Here is an 18199-nt window from a genome sequence, read left to right as displayed (position 1 = left end):
GTCCCGCCGCCGTCAATAGTCCAACCCGACCCAAAGTCAAGCCGCATCCTGCGGAACGCGCGCGGCGAGCGGTTCGACTTTCGTCTCCTCGAGCCGCGATGGCGCGCTCAGCAATTGCGACGCCTGCATGACCAGCCGCTCGGCCATGCGCCGGTTCGCGATCTTCAACAGATTTTGGCTGTCGACGCGGACCACATAGGCGTTGCCGATTTTGACGATCGAATAGCAGCTCATGACCAACCCCACCGTGCCCCGGGCAGCTTGATACAGCGAAGATGCAGGCGCGGTTGGAGCAAAATATTCGCGGTTCCGTCGCTGGTTTAATCGGCGTTAACAGCGCTCGCTAGCGATCGGGAATTTGCAGCGACGGCAATGCGCTGCGGATTCGGCGTGTGGCTCTCTGCGGCGAGCCGAACATTCGCCGGAAACCGCGGATGTCGTAGCCGGCGGCGAGCCAGGCGAAAAACAACACGCCAACGCCACCAACTGCCGCGGCGACGGCGAACAGCATCGGCAATCGATTGGTCTCGAAAGCGAAGCCTCGACCGAAAATGGTGCCGCTGCGCGCCGCGTGAATCAATCCGGTTCCTGGTCTTGCGGCGGCCGGCTAAGGACCTTGCGGCCGGTGAACATCGCCGAGGTAATGCTACCGCCCTCGCGAATTTCGGTCACGACCACCGCGCCGACGTGCAGCAGGATGACGCAGGCGAGCCCATAGAACCCATAAAGGTGGGTGAACACGACGGGGCTTCGGAACGCACGCATCGCCTTGTAGGCCACGGGATCGATCGTGGTCGCGACCAGAGGCGAGACCATCGCCGGATCCACCCCGCTCGCCGCGACACGGCCGGCGAACAATCCGCCGAATGGGGGCCAGAACAGATCGGTGCCGGCCAGGATCAGCCCGGTCGCCGCCTGCACCAGCAACAGAACCAGCAGAATCGCGATGCCGAGGCGCCCGGCCGGGTTGTGACCAACGTATTGTCGCGGCTCGCCGCTGAGGAAGGCGTGGCCGTAGCCTTGCAGATCGTTCCAGTAACCGGGCCCCTGCGGCAGCATCGCGCTCCATTTCGCGTAGCGGTTGCCGCGAAACGCCCAGACGAAGCGCCACAGCAGATTCGCCGCCATCAGATAGCCGAGCGTCACGTGAATCTGCTTGAGCAGGAATTTGGCGGCGGGCGAAATTCCGAGCGCGTCGTCGTTGAGCAGCATCACCCCGATGCCGATCAGGCCAAGCACCGCCAGCGCGTTGATCCAGTGAAACCAGCGCGTCGGCGCATCCCACACATCATAGGCCCGGTATGTCCCGGAAGGCGTGGTGATATCCATGACCGATTGTCCTTGCCTGCGAGGCTGTCGCTGCTCACCTGTAGCGGCAGATCTCGTCGCCATTGTCTTGTTCGACGCAGATCTTCACGCGGACACGCCACCGGCTTCAGCCAGGCCCTTGAACAGAGGCGTGGCGATCGTCCGGGCGCGAACTTGCCGGTTTCGCCGGATAAGCGCGACGGCGTCAGCCAGCTTCTTCCTCGTCCAGCAGCTGGAGCAGGGTTCGGCGGCCGGCGACCGCGGCGCCATCGCCTTGCACAATTCCTGCGATCCACCCGCGCAAGGTCGCGGAATTCAACGGGTCGTCCGTCACTTGTAACGGTCCGCCGCGGCGCTCGCACGCGGCGCATCGGCCCGAGAAGATGTCCGCGCATTCCCTGCAATCCAGCGATCCCGGTCCCTTGGCGGATGTGGATCCAGATTCGATGCGGCCCATGGGGGCTCCCGTTGGATGAGTCAGCGCCCAAGAAATATCGCAACAATGCGCATTACCCGCACTGACGGCACAATCTGCAACCGCGGTTCCCGGCAAGTCTGGTCAAATCGATACACAAATCAAAACAAGTCAAAATTGCCGCACTGCGAGAGCCGGACCGACCTGCCAGCAGACCGCGGCTCAGAACCGCATCGTCATCCCGACATGGCTCGGTGAAAATCCGAGCCGGGCGTAGAACCGCTGCGCATCGACGCGGGTTTGATGGGTGAACAACTCGAGCAGCTTGCAGCCGTTGCCTTGCGCCTCGTCGATCGCCCAGCGCACCATCTGCTCGCCGATGCCGCGGCTGCGGCAATGGCTGGCGACGCGGACGTCCTCGATCACGCCGCGCGAGGCGCCCTGCGAACTGAGCCCCGGCAGAATGCACAATTGCAGGCAACCCAGCACGACGCCGCCTTGATCCTCCGCGACGATCATCTGGATATGCGAGGCGCCGTCGATCGCCTCGAACGCCGCGTAGTAGGATAGCGGCAGCGGGTCCTCGACCCACTCGCGGCCGCGGCCGAGGTGATCGTCGGCGAGCATCGCCACGATCGCGGCGACATCGTCGCGCCGGGCGCGCCGGAGGGTAACGGCATCGGTCATGTGTCGCTCCGGGATGATCAGTTTGTCGCCGGCAGGCCCAGCTGGTGCTCGGCCGCGGCGATCCAGCGCCGCACCGCGGCGTAGCCGTCGAGATGAAAGCCGCCCTGATGAGCGACGCGGGTATAGGCCAGCAGCGCCACATCCGCGAGCGACAGCCGGTCGCCGACGAAGAAAGCCGTCGCGGCGAGCTGCTGCTCCATCCGCGCCAGCGCGACATAGCCGCGCTTGATCCTGTCGGGATCGAGGTCGGACGCCGGCTTGCCGAGATAGACCATCTGAAAGCGGCACACCGCGATATAGGGCTCGTGGCTGTATTGCTCCCAGAACAGCCACTCGTCCATCTTCGCGGCGTCGAAGGCGTCGGCGGGAATGAGATCGCTGCCGCGGGCGAGATAGCGGATGATGGCGTTGGATTGCGCCAACGAGCGGCCGTCGTCGAACGCGACCACCGGCACCTGGCCGGCGCCGTTCAGCTTCAGAAACGCCGCGGTGCGGGTCTCGCCCGCCATGGTGTCGACTGCGATCCAGTCATAGGGCAATCCGAGCAGGTCGCAGACCCACTTCACCTTCAGGCAGTTTCCGGAATTGAGATCGCCGTAAATCTTCATCGTCGCCGCCTCGCCATCGCGATACTGCAACAGCCGATGGCGGTCCTGTCAACCGAGTCCGCGCCGGGGTGGCGCGCTGACGGCGCGTCAGAACTTGTAGCCGAGGCCGGCGCGCGCGGTGCTGACGCTGGTGTTGATCGGCGCGGCGAATTTCAGATATTCCCATTCGGCGCGGACGAACAGGCCACCTACCAGCATCATGTCGATGCCAAGACCACCGCCATAGCCGTACAGGAAATGGTTGTTCTGAATCTCGCTTGAGCTGAGGGGCCTGAAGGCAACACCATTCTGTGTGCCGGAAATGGTGGCGGTCCGAACGATGTCGGCCTGGCCCAGCGAGACCGCCCCGAACATGTAAGGCATGAAGCTGTTCCAGACGTAGCCGGCGCGCAAGCGCGAGGAGCCGATATCCTTGACCTTGATCGACCCGTCGGCCTGATAGGTAATGTCGTTGACGACGTTATCGGAGGTCGTGAATATGCGCCTCATGGCGTCGCTGTCGGAGCCGCCGAAGGTGCCGTGCATGTAGTTCGCTTCGATGCCGAGCACGACGTCTTCCCATTGCGAATTGTAGCCGACGAAGCCGCCATAGCCGTGGCCGTGAACCGATTGCCGGCCGAGCAACGGCCAGGTCGAGACCGCCTCCTGACTTTCGATTGTGGTATTGGCCAGCAGCTTCGCGACCGCGCCTTGCGTCGAGTTGGTGAAGTTCATGTCAGAGACGCCGTAGCCGGCCTGACCGCCGACATAGAAGCCCTGCCAGTTCGGCCGCGCCGCCGGTGCATCCGACATCGAGCCGCGCAGGAACGGAAGGTCCGGCATATCGGCCGCCTGGGCGCCATGCGCGACCGCCACCAACGCCGCCGCCAACAGAAGTCTACGCATCGCAACGCTCCTCAACACCATCGGTTACGGTGCGATCATCGCCTGTTAACCTTAATCAATCGTTGTCGCGCGTCGTTGTTCGACGACATCTGTTCGGAAATGCGCAATTCGCCCGGCGCGACGATGGCTTCACGCAAAGCAAAACGGCGCGGGATGATCCCGCGCCGTTAACGATTGTAAATGTGGAGCGTCGATCAGCCCTTGCGGATCAACGGCGGTGGCGCCGCAGCCGGCAATTCGCAGCAGGTCCAGCGCACGCCGATCTTGAGGTCGTGCGAGGTCAGGTCCTTGAACTGGAACGAAGACATGCCGGCGTTGGTGCCGTCATAAGACCGGCCGAAGCCCTGGCCGGCGCTGCCCATGTCGAGGTAACGATACGCCAGTTCCACCGTGAAGTTGTTGCTGACCTTGTAGGCCAGACCGGCATGCGCCGCCCAGGCGAAGTTGGTCTTCGACGCACCTTCCGCGAAGTAGGAGCCGTAATTGCCGTTGGCGACGCCGTTGTCGGTGAAGCCGGCGGTCTGGATGTGGGCGCCACCGGCGCCGACGCCGACGAACGGCGTGATGCACCACCAGGTGCCGAGATCGGCGTAGAGGTTCACCAGGCCGACCCAGCTCTTGTAGCCGCCATGGTAGGTGTCGCCGAGGACGCCGCCGGGCGTGAAAGTCAGGTAGTCGCTGCCGTGGAAGCTGACCTGGGAGCGATACTCGCCGGTCACGTCGGCACGGAACCAGCTGTTGAATTGATAACCGGCACCGAGGCCGTAGGACGTTCCGCCGTCGAAGCCGTGGCCGAGATGAGCCAGCGTCGTGTTGGGCGGAAGCCTGTCGTACAGATTGTTGTGCAGCTTGGCGTCGCTGTTGGTCAGTCCGATATCGCCGCGCAGATACCAGCCGCCAAAATCGTCGACCGGCGCCGGGGCGTAATACTGCGGCGGGGGCGCGGCGATCGACGGCATATCGGCGGCGAACGCCACCGACGACAGCAGGGAAGCCGCTCCGGCGGCCACAAGGAATTTAACGCTACGCATTGGCTTCGTCCTTTTGTCCAAGAGGCAACTACGGAGGCCCCACACTCGAAAACCTATGGACGAACGATGCCAGCAATTTCTTAAGCGGCACTTAACCCTAATTTTTAAGGTTGATATTTGGTGATGAATTTTTTGCATCGACGCAACGACGCCCAAAGCGGCCCGCTTCGCCACAAGTACTAACGATCAGTTAGCGAGAGGCCTAGGCTGCCAACGCCGTCATTCCGGGGCGCGAGGCCGCAGGCCGAGCGAACCCGGAATCGCGCGCCGAGGTGCAACGCCGCCGCAATCTGCAAGATTCCGGGTTCACTCGCAGCTGGCGCTGCTCGCGCCCCGGAATGACCGAAAGCAGCGTCAGTGCGCGTGGCGCGGCATTTTCGGCAGGAACACTGCCAGCAATCCGATCGCCGGCAGGAAGGCACAGATCTGATAGACGAAATCGATCCCCGCATGGTCCGCGACCCGGCCGAGCACCGCGGCGCCGAGCCCGCCGATGCCGAAGGCGAAACCGAAGAACACCCCCGAGATCATGCCGAAGCGATGCGGCATCAGTTCCTGGGCGAACACGATGATCGCCGGCGTCGCCGACGCCAGAATGAAGCCGATGAACACCGTCAGCACCGCGCTGGCGGTGAGCCCTACATAGGGCAACGCCAATGTGAACGGCAGCGTGCCGAGGATCGAGAACCAGATCACATAGCGGCGGCCGAAACGGTCGCCGAGCGGCCCGCCGAAGAACACGCCGGCGGCGGTGGCGCCGAGGAAGACGAACAGGAACAGCTGCGCGGTCTGGGTCGAGACCCCGAACTTGCCGATCAGGTAAAAGGTGTAATAGCTCGACAGGCTCGACATATAGAGCTGCTTGGAGAACAGCAGCGCCACCAGCACCACCAGCGCGGTCATCACCCGGCGCGAACTCGGCGCGTCGGGATGCCGCGGCGCCGGCGCGGGCTTCTTGCGGGCGATCTGTGGCCGGTACCAAATTCCGATCCGCCACAGGACCACGATGGCGACGAAGGCGATCGAGGAAAACCAGGCGATGCTCGGCTGACCGAACGGCACCACGATCAGCGCGGCCAGCACCGGCCCCATCGCGGTGCCGAAATTGCCGCCGACCTGAAACACCGATTGCGCCATGCCATGGCGGCCGCCAGACGCCAGCCGGGCGATCCGCGCCGATTCCGGATGAAACACCGCCGAGCCGAGGCCAACCAGCGCCGCCGCGATCAGAATGACGCTGTAGTGATGCGCGACGCTGAGCAGCAGCAGGCCGAAGAAGGTGAAGCCCATGCCGAGCGCCAGCGAGAATGGCTGCGCCTTCTTGTCAGTGAAGTGCCCAACAACCGGCTGCAGCAGCGAGGCGGTGAACTGGAACGCCAGCGTGATCAGCCCGATCTGGGTGAAGTCGAGCGCGTAGTTCGCCTTCAGGATCGGATACACCGAGGGAATCAACGACTGCATGGTGTCGTTGAGGAAATGCGAGAAGCTGATGCCGCCGAGCACGATGTAGGCCGGTCCGGCCACGGCGGCGGCCTTGGCGGCGCGCGGGTCCACGTCGTCCACCACCACAGGGGCGACCTGGGCTTCCGCGCTGACGATAACCGGCTTGTTCACGGCGTTTCCTGGGGTTCAGGCTGCTTGCAAAGGTTTCCTTGGCAACTGAATAGTGTGCCGCCGTGCCAAGAGGTAGCTACAAATCACCATGGCTGCGTTGCGACGACTTCACCTTTACCCGCTTGCGGGCGAGAAAGTGCGCGGTGCTCGCTATGCCGCGGCGGCGTGGCCGAGCGCGGAGACGATGGTGTCGACGACTTCCTCGACCATGATGCGGTCGTCGCCCTCGCCCATCACCCGGATCACCGGCTCGGTACCGGACGAGCGCACCAGCAGCCGGCCGTGGCCGTTGAGGCGTTTTTCGGCGGCGTGGATCGCCGATTTGACCTCGGCGTCATCGAGCGGCTTGCCGCTGCGGTAGCGCACATTCTTCAGGATCTGCGGCAGCGGATCGAAGCGGTGGCAGACCTCGGAGACCGGGCGGCGCAGCTTCTGCACCACCGCCAGCACCTGCAGCGCCGCGACGAAGCCGTCGCCGGTGGTGGCGTAATCGGACAGGATGATGTGCCCCGACGGCTCGCCGCCGAGATTGTAGCCCTGCTTCAGCATCTGCTCGAGCACGTAGCGGTCGCCGACCGGGGTGCGCACCATCTCGATGCCCTCGGCTTCGAGAAAGCGTTGCAGCCCGAGATTGGACATCACGGTGGCGACGATGCCGGGCTTCGCCAGCCGGCCGTCTTCCTTCCAGCTGTGCGCGATCACCGCCAGCAGCTGGTCGCCATCGACCACATGGCCGCGTTCATCGACCAGGATGACGCGGTCGGCGTCGCCATCGAGCGCGATGCCAATGTCGGCGCGCATCTCGCGGACCTTGCGGGACAGCGCTTCCGGCGCGGTCGAGCCGCATTCCTTGTTGATGTTGAAGCCGTCGGGCTCCACGCCGATCGCGATCACGTCGGCGCCGAGTTCCCACAGCGCCTCCGGCACCACCTTGTAGGCGGCGCCATGGGCGCAATCGACCACCACGCGCAGGCCGTCGAGGCTGAGGTCGCGCGGCAAGGTGCGCTTGGCGAATTCGATGTAGCGGTCATGGACGCCGTCGATGCGGCGGGCGCGGCCGAGGCTGGCGCTCTCGGCGAGCCGCTTTTCCAGCGATTCGTCGAGCAATTGCTCGATCTGCTTCTCGACGTCGTCGGACAATTTGAAGCCGAGCGGGCCGAACAGCTTGATGCCATTGTCCTCGAACAGATTGTGCGAGGCCGAAATCATCACTCCGAGATCGGCGCGCATCGACTTGGTCAGCATCGCCACCGCGGGCGTCGGCATCGGGCCGAGCAGCAACACATCCATGCCGACCGAGGTGAAGCCAGCGACCAGCGCGTTCTCGATCATATAACCGGACAGCCTGGTGTCCTTGCCGATCACCACACGGTGGCGATGGTCGCCGCGCTGAAACACCAGCCCGGCCGCCTGCCCGACTTTCAGCGCCAGTTCCGGCGTGATCAGGCCATTGGCGCGGCCTCGAATCCCGTCCGTCCCGAAATATTTGCGGCTCATAACGTCTCCCCAACCCCGGGCCACGGTCTTGAAGCGGTCGGCCAGAATCTCCGACCCCGCTCCGCCACGGCGAAACTGCCTTATACGGCCTTTTCGGTTGAGGTGGGTTCAAGAAATATGATGAATCATTACCTATCGTCCGCGGCCATCTTGACTTAACTATCTGAAATCAAAGGTCAAAATATCCGACACCAAGGCCCGAAGCCGCCCGGCGGCGTCCGTTAGTCCCGCCGCTTGCTGTCGCCGTCCGGCTCCGACGGCGCCGGCTGGGTGATGCTGAGCGGGTCGGAGCCCGGAAACGACTCCTCCAGCGCCTCGTTAAGCTCGTTATCCAGCTTCTTCTTCTCGTCCTTGGAGGGTTTCACGGGGGTATCGGCGATGTTGGAATCGGCCATGCGATTGCTCCTTTGCGGTTATCAAGAGCAAACGCTCCGCGACGAATGCTGTTCCCGCCGCCCCGATCATGCCGCAGCGCAACCGCCAGGATGATTTTGCAGACCGCAGCGGCGTGCTAGAGGACGCCGGGCGCTGCGAAAACCAACAAGGGGCGGAAACGTTCATGAAACATGTCACCTGCATCGAAGATCTGCGCGTGCTGCACCAGCGCCGGGTGCCGAAGATGTTCTTCGACTATGTCGATCGCGGCTCCTACGCCGAGGAAACCCTGCGCGCCAACCGCGCCGATTTCGAGCAGCTGAAATTTCGCCAGCGCATCCTGGTCGATATTTCCTCCCGCGACCTCTCCACCAAAATCATCGGCGAGACATCGGCGCTGCCGCTGATTCTCGCCCCGGTCGGCTCCACCGGGATGCAGTATGGCGACGGCGAGATCCACGCCTGCCGCGCCGCGCAGGCCGCCGGCATTCCCTACACGCTGTCGACAATGTCGATCTGCTCGATCGAGGACGTCGCCGCCAACGTGGAAAAACCGTTCTGGTTCCAGCTCTACGTCATGCGCGACCGCGGCTTCGTCAAGGCGCTGATCGAGCGCGCGATCGCGGCGAAATGCAGCGCGCTGGTTCTAACCGTCGATCTGCAGGTGATCGGCCAGCGGCATCAGGACATCAAGAACGGGATGTCGGTGCCGCCGGAGATCTTCCGGCCGAAGAACCTGCTCGACATGATCACCAAGCCGAACTGGGTGAAGGGCATTCTGGGCGGCAAGCAACGCAATTTCGGCAACATCGCCGGCCACCTGCCCGGCTCCAAGGATCTCGGCTCGGTGTCGTCCTGGGTGGCGTCGCAATTCGATCCGTCACTGAACTGGAAGGACATCGACTGGATCCGATCGATCTGGCCGGGCAAGCTGATCATCAAGGGCATCCTCGACGTCGAGGACGCCCGCGAGGCGGTGAAGATCGGCGCCGAGGCGCTGGTGGTGTCGAACCATGGCGGCCGCCAGCTCGACGGCGCGCCGTCCTCGATCGAGGCGCTGCCGGACATCGTCCACACCGTCGGCTCGCATATCGAGGTGCTGTTCGACGGCGGCATCCGCTCCGGCCAGGACGTGATGCGGGCGCTGGCGCTCGGCGCGCGCTCCTGCATGATCGGCCGCGCCTATATCTACGGCCTCGGCGCCTTCGGCGGACCGGGCGTCAGCAAGGCGATCGACATCATCAAGAACGAGCTCTCGACCACGATGGCGCTGTGCGGCGTCAATTCGATCGCCGAGATCGACGAGAAGGTGCTGGCGGTGTGAGGCCGCATCTTCGGCAAGAAAAGGCCCGCCGGAATCACCGGCGGGCCAGGCAAGAGATCGCAACGGTGTGATCGGAGGCTGCGCTAGTTGCCGAACTTGTCGCAGCGCTCCAGCATCTTGCTGGTGATGGTCCACTCCTTGCTCTCGTCAAAAGCGGCGTCTTCGATGGTGCATTCGGTGCCATCCTCATCCACGACCTTCAAGTCGTAGGTGCCGTCACTGAGGTTGTGGAGGGTGAATTTCTTCCCGGCTGCGACGGTGTCCTTGCGAAGCTGATCCGGTCCCCATTCCGACGACTTGCTTTTGGACACGTAGAGCTCGTGGAGATCGTATTTCGACGTGTTGTTGATGATGAGATCGTTCGCCATGGCGGGAGCGATTGCGCCAGCGATCGCGACAAATCCCAGACCCAAGACCTTCAGTAGCGGCAGTGCTTTCATTCTTATTGTCCCGTTTGACCGCGATTATCCGCGGCGCGAATCACTATGCATCATTCACGCCACGGACGTGTGATCTAGCGCACGCAAGGAGCCGAATCGTGATGAATTGGAGGTTCCCGCTCACATCGGCGGCGTGATGCCGTCGCGGCCGACGCTGATGCGGCTGGTTTCGAAACTGCCGTCAGGCAGCTTCTTGGCGAAGGCGATGATCTTGGCGCCGGGCTTGAGGTCGGATTTTTCCGCCGGTACGTAGGTTACCAGCACGGTCTGCGGCGTCACCGTGACGGTCTTCTCGCCGCCCTTGTACTTCACCAGAAGGCGGTAGCCGTCATTGCTGACGACCGACTGGTCGACGGTGGCATTGGTCATAGTGCTGTTCGGGCGCAGATCGTAGGGCCGTGAACCCTCGCCGGTACCGCGCATCGATTCCGGAAACACATGGACCTCGATAGCGTCGTGGCTGCCATCGGGACCCGGCACCGTAGTGACGCCGATGAAGGAGCCGGCCTTGATCTCGGACAGCGGGATCGCGGCGATCCCCGCCACGCGCAAGTCCGACGCCATCCGCAGCCGAACCTCATCGCCGCTTCGCGCCTTCACCGCCAGGATGTCGCCATCGACCGCCTCGATGGTGCCGCGAACCCGGCTCGACGGCGGCGACTGCGCCAGGGCGCAGTTAAACGACAAGGCCAGCAGCGCGAGCGCGGCCAGCGGGGGTGACAGCGAATGATAACGGGAATGCATCATCGTCTCCGGCAAAAGGCCTCTTGATGCAAATGCCGTCGCCGCGCGAATATTCCAGTCAACTATGCGCGAGATCGGCCTCGACCAGCGCGCGCAATTCGGGCGTCACATGCGGCCGCGCGCCGAACCAGAGTTCGAAGCCGCGCACCGCCTGGTGCAGCAGCATGCCCAGCCCATCGGCGCGGCGCAGGCCGCGTTCGCGGGCGGCGGCCAGCAGCGGCGTTTGCAGCGGCACATAGACGAGATCCGCCACCACGGCATCGGCCGGCAGCAGGCCGAGATCGATGCTGAGTTCGGGCTGCCCCTTCATGCCGAGCGAGGTGGTGTTGACCAAAAGCCCGGCGCCGGGCAGCGCGGCGTCGATCTGGTCCCAGCCGATCGGAACGACGCGGTCGCCGAACTGGGCGGCCAGCGCCTGCGCCCGCTCGATGCTGCGGTTGGCCAGCGCGATCCGGCCAACGCCGCGCTCCAGCAGCCCGAACACCACCGCGCGCGACGAGCCGCCGGCGCCCAGCACCAGCGCGTGCGCGGTCGCGTCCCAGCCCGGCGCGCAGGCGTCGAGATTGTTCAGAAAGCCCTCGATGTCTGTATTGGTCGAGCGCAGCAGCTCGCCGTCGTAGTACAGCGTGTTGGCTGCGCCGACCGCGCGAGCGCGGGCGTCCGGTGCGGTGAGTTGCAGCGCGCGCTCCTTGTGCGGGATGGTGACGTTGGCGCCGCGATAGCCGTGCTGCGCCAGGTTGAGCACAAATTCGGCAAAACCTTCCGGCGGCACCGCCTCGATCGAATAGCCACCCGCGATGCCGAGCGTGCGCAGCCAGTAATGATGGATCAGCGGCGAGCGCGAATGCGCTGCCGGCCAGCCGATCAGGCAGGCCGCCACGGGTCTTGTCGGTTTCGATCCCTGCGGCAAATCCATCCTCACGAAACTTGCGGCGGCCCCGGCTGCCGCAGCCGCACGCCGCGGCCGCCCTCGTCGCTGCGGGCATGCTCGCCGATCAATTCCACACCGGCCCGGTTCAGCGCGTCGACCACCTTGGTCAGCGAATCGACGATGCCGCGGACGTTGCCGTCGCTGGCCTCCATGCGCTGGATCGTCGGCACCGACACGCCCGACAACTTCGCCAAGGTGCGCTGGTCGATCCCCAGCAGCGCCCGCGCCGCGCGCATCTGAAACGATGTAATCAAGCTGGCACCCCGGTTTCGCACAGGGCTATCGCAAATACAAAACGGCTTCAACGATGTTTCATACATCATTGAAGCCGCTTGTTGAGAAAGCCCGCGTCGACCCGCCCGAACGCTACGCCGCAGTCTTGCGCGCGGCGATGATCTGGTCGGCGGCGCGCCCGGTGACTTCGGCCATGCGGTCGAAGGTCCGGGTGAAGCTGCCGGCGCCGGCGGTGGCCGAGCGCAATTCGACGATCAGATCGCCGATTTCCGCTTCCGGCATCATCGCCCGCACCAGGTCCCATCCATGCCAGCCGTCGCGGGTGTCGAAGCCGAGGATCTGGCCGCGCCGCCCGGACAGGATGGCGTTGACCTTGGCGGTGGCGTCGGTCGGACAAACGATCTCGACCACATGGATCGGCTCCAGCAGCACCGGCTGGCACTGCGGCAGCGCTTCGGTGACACCGATCCGCGCCGCGGTCCGGAAAGCCTGATCGGAAGAATCGACGCTGTGGTAGGAGCCGTCGGTCAGGGTGACATGGACGTCGACCACCGGGAAGCCGAGCGGCCCCGAGCGCAAGCCATCGACCGCACCCTCCTCGACCGCGCCGATGTAGTTGCGCGGCACCGCGCCGCCGACCACGGTCTCGGCGAAGGCGAAGCCCTCGCCGCGCGGCAGCGGCCGCACTTCGAGCACCACGTCGCCGAACTGGCCGTGACCGCCGGACTGTTTCTTGTGCCGTCCGCGCTGGACGATCGATTTGCGAATGGTCTCGCGATAACCGATCGCCGGCGGCTGCGACTTCACCGAGACGCCGAAGCGGTCGTGCAGCCGCTCCAGCGCAACGCGCAGATGCATCTCGCCCTGGCCCCAGATCACCATGTCGTGGGTCTGGGAATCGTGGATCACGGTGAGCGAGGGATCTTCCTCACTCAACCGCTGCAGCGCCTGACCGAGCTTGACGTCGTCCTTGCGATCGGTCGCCGACAGCGCCAGGGCCAGCACCGGTGCGGCCGGCACGATCTCCACCAACGCAGCCGGCGCGGTCTTGCCGGTCGAGAACGTATCGCCGGTCTTGATCGTGTCGAGCTTGCCGAGCGCCACCACGTCGCCGGGGCCAGCCGACGACCGCTTGGTGTCGTGGCCGTTGCCGACGACGTGAATGCCGGACACCCGGGCGGACTCGCCGCTGGAGGCGTGCACAGTGTCGCCGTCGGCGAGCGTGCCGCTGAGCACGCGGGTCAGCGACAGTTTGCCGCCGTGCTGCAGATGCGTGGTCTTGAGCACGTAGGCCAGCGCGTCCTTGCCCGCCGTCACGCCGAGCCGCGAGGCGGTCTCGGTGACATCGGGCGCTTCGTGACGCAGCGCTTTCATCAGCCGCATCACGCCGTTCTCGCGCAGCGCCGAGCCGAGCAGCACCGGACAGATCAAGCCTTCGCGCAATTCGCGGGCGAGATCGTCGAACACCGCGTCGCGCGGCGGGGCGACGTCCTCGAGCAATTGCTCCATCAGCGCGTCGTCGTGGTCGGCGAGCTTCTCCAGCATGGTGAACCGCGCCTGCTTCTCGCGGTCGAGGTCACCGCCTTCCAGCGCGATCACTTCGGAGGCCTTGTGCTCGCGATAGATGAAGGCGCGCTCCAGCGCCAGATCGACATAGCCGGCGATCAGATCGCCGTTCCAGATCGGAATCTGCCGCAGCACCAGCGGGATTCGTGATGCCGGCTGCAGCGTGTCGAGCACTTCGCTGATCCGCTTGCTGGCGCGATCGATCTTGTTGAGGAACAGGAACCGGGGAATTCCGAGGTCTTCGAGTTCGCGCAGGATCAACTGCAACTGCGGCAGCTTGCGCTCGTCGGCTTCGCAGACCACCACGGCGGCATCGACCGCCGGCAGCGCCGCGCGCATGTCGTGCGCGAATTCGACCGAGCCGGGGCAATCGATGAAGGTGTAACTATCACCCATGAAACTGGTGGTAGCGGCGGTGAGGCTTAGTCCCATCTTGTGATGGCGGGATTCGGGGCTGGAATCGCCGTACGACGTTCCGGCATCGACCGAACCGACTCGGGGAACGGCGCCGGTCCGCGCCAATATGGCTTCGAGAAGAGTGGTTTTTCCGCTTTGGAAAGGGCCCACCAGTGCGATGCACCGGGGACCGCGGGGACTTATGACATTGTGTCCCATCGCCGCCTCCTTGGTTGGAGCTCGGCCCTTGATTGGGTCGGCGACGCAATGCTTTCAGCCGCATAGCGCCTTGGCAAGCAGGAAATAATTCGCGCCGCGGCGCTTACCTTGAGGCGGATCAAGGACAAATCAATCCGGCGGCGCGGTGCCGCCGGATTGCGTTGCAGTGCGTTAACTTATCGGCCCGGACGCAGTTCGAGATCTTCCAGGCCCAGGGCGACATTGAGGCCGGTCTGGCCCTGCAGGCTGAGCGGCTGCAGCGCGATCGAATTCTGCGAGCCGCCGACCAGCACGTTGGCGCCGAGCCCGACGCCGACCGAGGCCGAGCCCTGGGCGCCAGCGTAGTTGCCGGCGAGATCGCCGGGGCCGAAGCGTTCGACCGGCGCGAACACCGCCCAGGCCAGCGCGGTCTCCTGGGTAATGCCGAGGTCGAGCCCGACCTTGCGGATGGTCGCGACATAGGGCGCGTCGGGGCGACCGTCGGAGCGCAGCACGCAACCGAGATTGGTCACCGATCCGACGATGAAGCCGACGCTGGCTCCGCCGCGGCATTCCAGCACGCCGAGCTGAACGCGGGATTGCTGCGCCTGGGCGGCGCCCGCAATCAACGCAGCGGCAGCGAACCCAAGCAGGAGCGAAGAACGGCGCATGGCAAAATCTCCGATGGAATGATCTGAAGGTGAAATCGCAGGCCCAACCGGGCCGCGCGCGCAACCGATGGTGCGGCGACATCTAGTCACAGCAACGGCGAATCTTCAATGACAAGTCGGTGCGCCGTCCCCAGACGAAGGGCCCGCGAAACGCGAGCCCTTCGCATCTTTGCGGTGGTAACGCTTGGTTAACGATGGCGGCGATGGTGACGGTGATGGCGACGCGGCCCCCGCAGATCGGCCGGACGCAGTTGCAGATTGGCGATGCCGGCGGTGACGTTCAGGCCGGTCTGGCCCTGCAGGCTGAGCGGCTGCAGCGAGTAGGAATTTTCCGAGCCGCCGACCAAGAGATTGCCGCCGAAGCCGACGCCGACCGAGGCGTTGGCGCCGACGCCGCCATAGCTGCCGCCAAGATCGCCGCGGCCGATCCACTTGGTCGGCGCGTACACCGCCCAGGCGAGACCGGTGTTCTCGGTAAATCCGAGATCGAGGCCGACGCGCTGAACGGTGGCGATATAGGGATCAGCGCGGCGGCCCTCGCTGCGGAACACGCATTGCAGCTCGGTCACCGAACCGACCACGAAACCGACATTGCGCCCGCCGGTGCATTCGAGCACGCCGACTTGCAGGCGCGCCTGCGCATGGGCGCTGGCAAACGACGCAATGAGCGTGGCGGCGGCGATGCCGAACAGTCTTGAGATTTGCATGAAGTTGAACTCCGCTTTTCTTGGATTTTGAATCCTGGATTTGGATTGCGGAGGCGACAGAAGAAAAACGCCTTGTCCAAAACAAGGCGTTGCCGTGATCGGCCGGCGAAAGCCGGCCAACCTTGCGAAATGGTAATGTGACGCTAGCGCAGATTGCCGCAGAAGCGCTGGATGCGTTTGCAGGCTTCTTCGAGATCGGAATTCTTGGTGGCGTAGGAAATCCGGAACGCCGGGCCAAGGCCGAACGCCGAGCCCTGCACCACCGCGACGCCTTCGGTCTCCAGCAGTTCGGTGACGAAGTCTTCGTCGTTAGCGATCACCTTGCCGGACGGCGCGGTCTTGCCGATGGTGCCGGCGCAGGACGGATAGACGTAGAACGCGCCCTCCGGCCGCGGGCAATCGATGCCCTTGGCCTGGTTCAGCATCGAGACCACGAGGTCGCGTCGCTCCTTGAACGCCTTGTTGTGCACCGGGATGAAATCCTGCGGTCCGTTCAAGGCTTCCACCGCCGCCCATTGCGAGATCGACGACGGGTTCGAGGTCGACTGCGACTGGATCGTCGCCATCGCCTTGATCAGCTGCGCCGGCCCACCCGCATAGCCGATGCGCCAGCCGGTCATGCAATAGGCCTTGGAGACGCCGTTCACCGTCAGCGTGCGGTCGAACAGTTGCGGTTCGATCTGCGCCGGGGTGGTGAACACGAAGTCGTCATAGACCAGATGTTCGTACATATCGTCGGTCATCACCCAGACCTGCGGATGCTTCACCAGCACGTCGGTCAGCGCCTTCAATTCGGCGCGCGAATAGGCCGCGCCGGTCGGGTTCGACGGCGAGCACAGGATGATCCATTTGGTCTTCGGCGTGATCGCCGCTTCCAGCGCCGCGGGCTGCAGCTTGAAGCCGAACTCAGCGGTGCAGACCACCGGCACCGGCTCGCCGCCGGCCAGCGCCACCATCTCCGGATAGCTCACCCAATACGGCGCCGGGATGATTACCTCGTCGCCCGGATTGATGGTCGCCATCAGCGCGTTGTACAGCACCTGCTTGCCGCCGGTGCCGACGATGATCTGGTTCGGCGTGTAGGTCAGGCCGTTCTCGCGCTGGAACTTGGCGATGATCGCCGCCTTCAGCTCGGGAATGCCATCGACCGCGGTGTACTTGGTCTTGCCGGCCTCGATGGCGTGGATCGCCGCCAGCTTGATGTTGGCCGGGGTGTCGAAATCCGGCTCGCCGGAACCGAGCCCGATGACGTTGCGGCCGGCCGCTTTCAACTCACGTGCTTTATCCGTGACCGCGATGGTCGCGGACGGCTTCACACGATCGAGCGCAGCGGACAGAAACGGCATCGTCATCTCCTTGCAACCGTCGTAAGCCGGCGAATACACGACTTTTTCTGACGGGATCGGCACACAGTAAGCGGCGTTACGCTGCATCGCAAGAAGGTTGCACATCGCCGCGGACAGTTTGGCGGACATCGGACGACGGCGCCGCCGGACGCGACATCCGGAAATCCTGGCGGCGAAATGGCGCATTTCGGGCAACCGTCGATCCGGCAGACCAGCCCCGCAACCGTCGCTGTTGCCAATCATCCGCGCCACCGGCATTTGTCACGGTTGCGCTCTCACGTCGCGGCATCGCGACGCACAAATGCGCCAGCACCAGGCATGTTATGCGCACATTCGCGCGAGCTCGAGCCCGGCATTGGCATGAAATGCCGTGCGGTTGCATTGCGGCAAACGTTTTCGACTTTTTCCAGATCATGGGGCTTGCGACGCATCGCCGTCGGCATCATTGTTTAGCCGCGTTGAGCGGGGAGAATGACGTTCGCCGCGCCAAGGCGGGGCAATCGGGGCAGGCGAAAGAGAATGTACAAACTCTATTCGATGCAGCGATCGGGAAACAGCTACAAGGTTCGCCTTGCGCTGGCGTTTCTCGAGGCGCCCTATCGCGCGGTCGAGGTCGATATTCTGCGCGGCGAAAGCCGGACGCCGGAATTTCTCGCCAAGAATCCCAGCGGCCAAGTGCCGCTGCTGGAAGTCGCTCAAGGCCGCTACCTCGCCGAATCCAATGCTATCCTGTGGTATCTCGCCGTCGGCACCTCGCTGGCGCCGGACACGCGGATGGATCGCGCCGAGGCGCTGCAGTGGATGTTCTTCGAACAGCACGCGCTGGAACCGAATATCGGCGCGGCGTATTTCTGGCTGTGCCTGGTCAAGGGCGGCCGCGATCTGCAGACCCACGCGCTGGAAGACTGGATGGAGCGCGGTTACGCGGCGCTGCAGGTGATGGAAAATCATCTCAAGACCAACGATTATTTCGCCGCCAAGCAACTCACGATCGCCGACATCGCGCTGTACGGCTACACCCATGTTGCCGAGCAATGCGATTTCGACCTTGCCGCGTTCCCGTCGATCAATGCGTGGCTACGCCGCGTCGAGCAGACACCGGGCTTCGTCACCATGGATTGGACCCCGGACGCCGCGCCAAGCGATCACCTCGGTTTTGCCGCCGAGGCCTGAGCAAACCTGCAAATTGCGGGCATAACCGGGCATCTTGCCGTCATTCCGA

The 18199-nt window shown here is 64.3% G+C and carries 21 protein-coding genes; 2 read left to right on the top strand and 19 right to left on the bottom strand.

Annotated elements, in window-relative coordinates; all coding sequences use genetic code 11:
• Positions 1-36 precede the first annotated feature (36 nt).
• The 11 genes from HXX15_RS17900 to HXX15_RS17850 all read right to left on the bottom strand — a co-directional run bounded on the left by HXX15_RS17900 (position 37) and on the right by HXX15_RS17850 (position 8440).
• A complete protein-coding gene (locus HXX15_RS17900; RefSeq protein WP_296517721.1) occupies positions 37-234 on the bottom strand; it encodes a hypothetical protein in 198 nt (65 codons plus the stop codon).
• A gap of 109 nt (positions 235-343) precedes the next feature.
• Entirely contained in the window at positions 344-511 is a 168-nt protein-coding gene (locus HXX15_RS17895; protein WP_296517720.1) for a hypothetical protein, read from the bottom strand.
• 65 nt (positions 512-576) lie between these two features.
• The gene (locus HXX15_RS17890; protein ID WP_296517719.1) at positions 577-1329 is read right to left on the bottom strand and encodes a cytochrome b/b6 domain-containing protein; all 753 of its coding nucleotides are present in this window, start codon (positions 1327-1329) and stop codon (positions 577-579) included.
• A 184-nt stretch (positions 1330-1513) separates the two neighbouring features.
• On the bottom strand, positions 1514-1765 hold the full coding sequence (locus HXX15_RS17885; protein WP_296517718.1) for a hypothetical protein: 252 nt from the start codon (positions 1763-1765) through the stop codon (positions 1514-1516).
• Positions 1766-1945: 180 nt separating this feature from the next.
• Positions 1946-2410 carry a GNAT family N-acetyltransferase gene (locus tag HXX15_RS17880; protein WP_296517717.1) on the bottom strand — a complete coding sequence of 155 codons (465 nt, stop codon included), beginning with the start codon at positions 2408-2410 and terminating at the stop codon, positions 1946-1948.
• Between the two features lie 17 nt (positions 2411-2427).
• Positions 2428-3018 carry a glutathione S-transferase family protein gene (locus tag HXX15_RS17875; protein ID WP_296517716.1) on the bottom strand — a complete coding sequence of 197 codons (591 nt, stop codon included), beginning with the start codon at positions 3016-3018 and terminating at the stop codon, positions 2428-2430.
• An 87-nt stretch (positions 3019-3105) separates the two neighbouring features.
• Positions 3106-3903 (bottom strand): outer membrane beta-barrel protein, encoded by a 798-nt coding sequence (locus HXX15_RS17870; protein ID WP_296517715.1) that lies wholly within the window; start codon positions 3901-3903, stop codon positions 3106-3108.
• Between the two features lie 194 nt (positions 3904-4097).
• Positions 4098-4934, bottom strand: coding sequence for an outer membrane beta-barrel protein (locus HXX15_RS17865; protein ID WP_296517714.1), 837 nt, complete (start codon positions 4932-4934; stop codon positions 4098-4100).
• A 354-nt stretch (positions 4935-5288) separates the two neighbouring features.
• The gene (locus tag HXX15_RS17860) at positions 5289-6548 is read right to left on the bottom strand and encodes an MFS transporter (RefSeq protein ID WP_296517713.1); all 1260 of its coding nucleotides are present in this window, start codon (positions 6546-6548) and stop codon (positions 5289-5291) included.
• 150 nt (positions 6549-6698) lie between these two features.
• Positions 6699-8045 (bottom strand): phosphoglucosamine mutase, encoded by a 1347-nt coding sequence (gene glmM, locus HXX15_RS17855; protein ID WP_296517712.1) that lies wholly within the window; start codon positions 8043-8045, stop codon positions 6699-6701.
• Positions 8046-8266: 221 nt separating this feature from the next.
• The gene (locus tag HXX15_RS17850) at positions 8267-8440 is read right to left on the bottom strand and encodes a hypothetical protein (protein ID WP_296517711.1); all 174 of its coding nucleotides are present in this window, start codon (positions 8438-8440) and stop codon (positions 8267-8269) included.
• Positions 8441-8604: 164 nt separating this feature from the next.
• Between HXX15_RS17850 and HXX15_RS17845 the strand changes: the two genes are divergently transcribed.
• Entirely contained in the window at positions 8605-9744 is a 1140-nt protein-coding gene (locus HXX15_RS17845; protein ID WP_296517710.1) for an alpha-hydroxy acid oxidase, read from the top strand.
• A gap of 83 nt (positions 9745-9827) precedes the next feature.
• On the opposite strand, the gene HXX15_RS17840 is transcribed toward HXX15_RS17845, so the two are convergent.
• The 8 genes from HXX15_RS17840 to HXX15_RS17805 all read right to left on the bottom strand — a co-directional run bounded on the left by HXX15_RS17840 (position 9828) and on the right by HXX15_RS17805 (position 16977).
• Positions 9828-10184, bottom strand: coding sequence for a hypothetical protein (locus tag HXX15_RS17840; protein ID WP_296517709.1), 357 nt, complete (start codon positions 10182-10184; stop codon positions 9828-9830).
• A 120-nt stretch (positions 10185-10304) separates the two neighbouring features.
• The gene (locus HXX15_RS17835) at positions 10305-10931 is read right to left on the bottom strand and encodes a hypothetical protein (protein ID WP_296517708.1); all 627 of its coding nucleotides are present in this window, start codon (positions 10929-10931) and stop codon (positions 10305-10307) included.
• 55 nt (positions 10932-10986) lie between these two features.
• Entirely contained in the window at positions 10987-11844 is an 858-nt protein-coding gene (locus HXX15_RS17830) for a shikimate dehydrogenase (protein WP_296517902.1), read from the bottom strand.
• 2 nt (positions 11845-11846) lie between these two features.
• Positions 11847-12113, bottom strand: coding sequence for a helix-turn-helix transcriptional regulator (locus tag HXX15_RS17825; RefSeq protein WP_296517707.1), 267 nt, complete (start codon positions 12111-12113; stop codon positions 11847-11849).
• 112 nt (positions 12114-12225) lie between these two features.
• Positions 12226-14274, bottom strand: a complete 2049-nt coding sequence (locus tag HXX15_RS17820) for an elongation factor G (RefSeq protein WP_296517706.1) — start codon at positions 14272-14274, stop codon at positions 12226-12228.
• A 176-nt stretch (positions 14275-14450) separates the two neighbouring features.
• On the bottom strand, positions 14451-14924 hold the full coding sequence (locus tag HXX15_RS17815; protein WP_296517705.1) for a DUF992 domain-containing protein: 474 nt from the start codon (positions 14922-14924) through the stop codon (positions 14451-14453).
• Between the two features lie 188 nt (positions 14925-15112).
• Entirely contained in the window at positions 15113-15631 is a 519-nt protein-coding gene (locus HXX15_RS17810; protein ID WP_296517704.1) for a DUF992 domain-containing protein, read from the bottom strand.
• Positions 15632-15774: 143 nt separating this feature from the next.
• On the bottom strand, positions 15775-16977 hold the full coding sequence (locus HXX15_RS17805) for a pyridoxal phosphate-dependent aminotransferase (RefSeq protein WP_296517703.1): 1203 nt from the start codon (positions 16975-16977) through the stop codon (positions 15775-15777).
• A gap of 519 nt (positions 16978-17496) precedes the next feature.
• Between HXX15_RS17805 and HXX15_RS17800 the strand changes: the two genes are divergently transcribed.
• Positions 17497-18150: a glutathione S-transferase family protein gene (locus HXX15_RS17800; RefSeq protein ID WP_296517702.1), complete on the top strand. Its 654-nt coding sequence runs from the start codon at positions 17497-17499 to the stop codon at positions 18148-18150.
• The last annotated feature ends 49 nt before the right edge of the window (positions 18151-18199 follow it).

The organism is Rhodopseudomonas sp., assembly GCF_013377015.1.
Classification (GTDB): Bacteria; Pseudomonadota; Alphaproteobacteria; order Rhizobiales; family Xanthobacteraceae; genus JARJEH01.
Note: the sequence above shows the minus strand (reverse complement) of the source record. Positions and strands in the feature narration are given on the sequence as shown.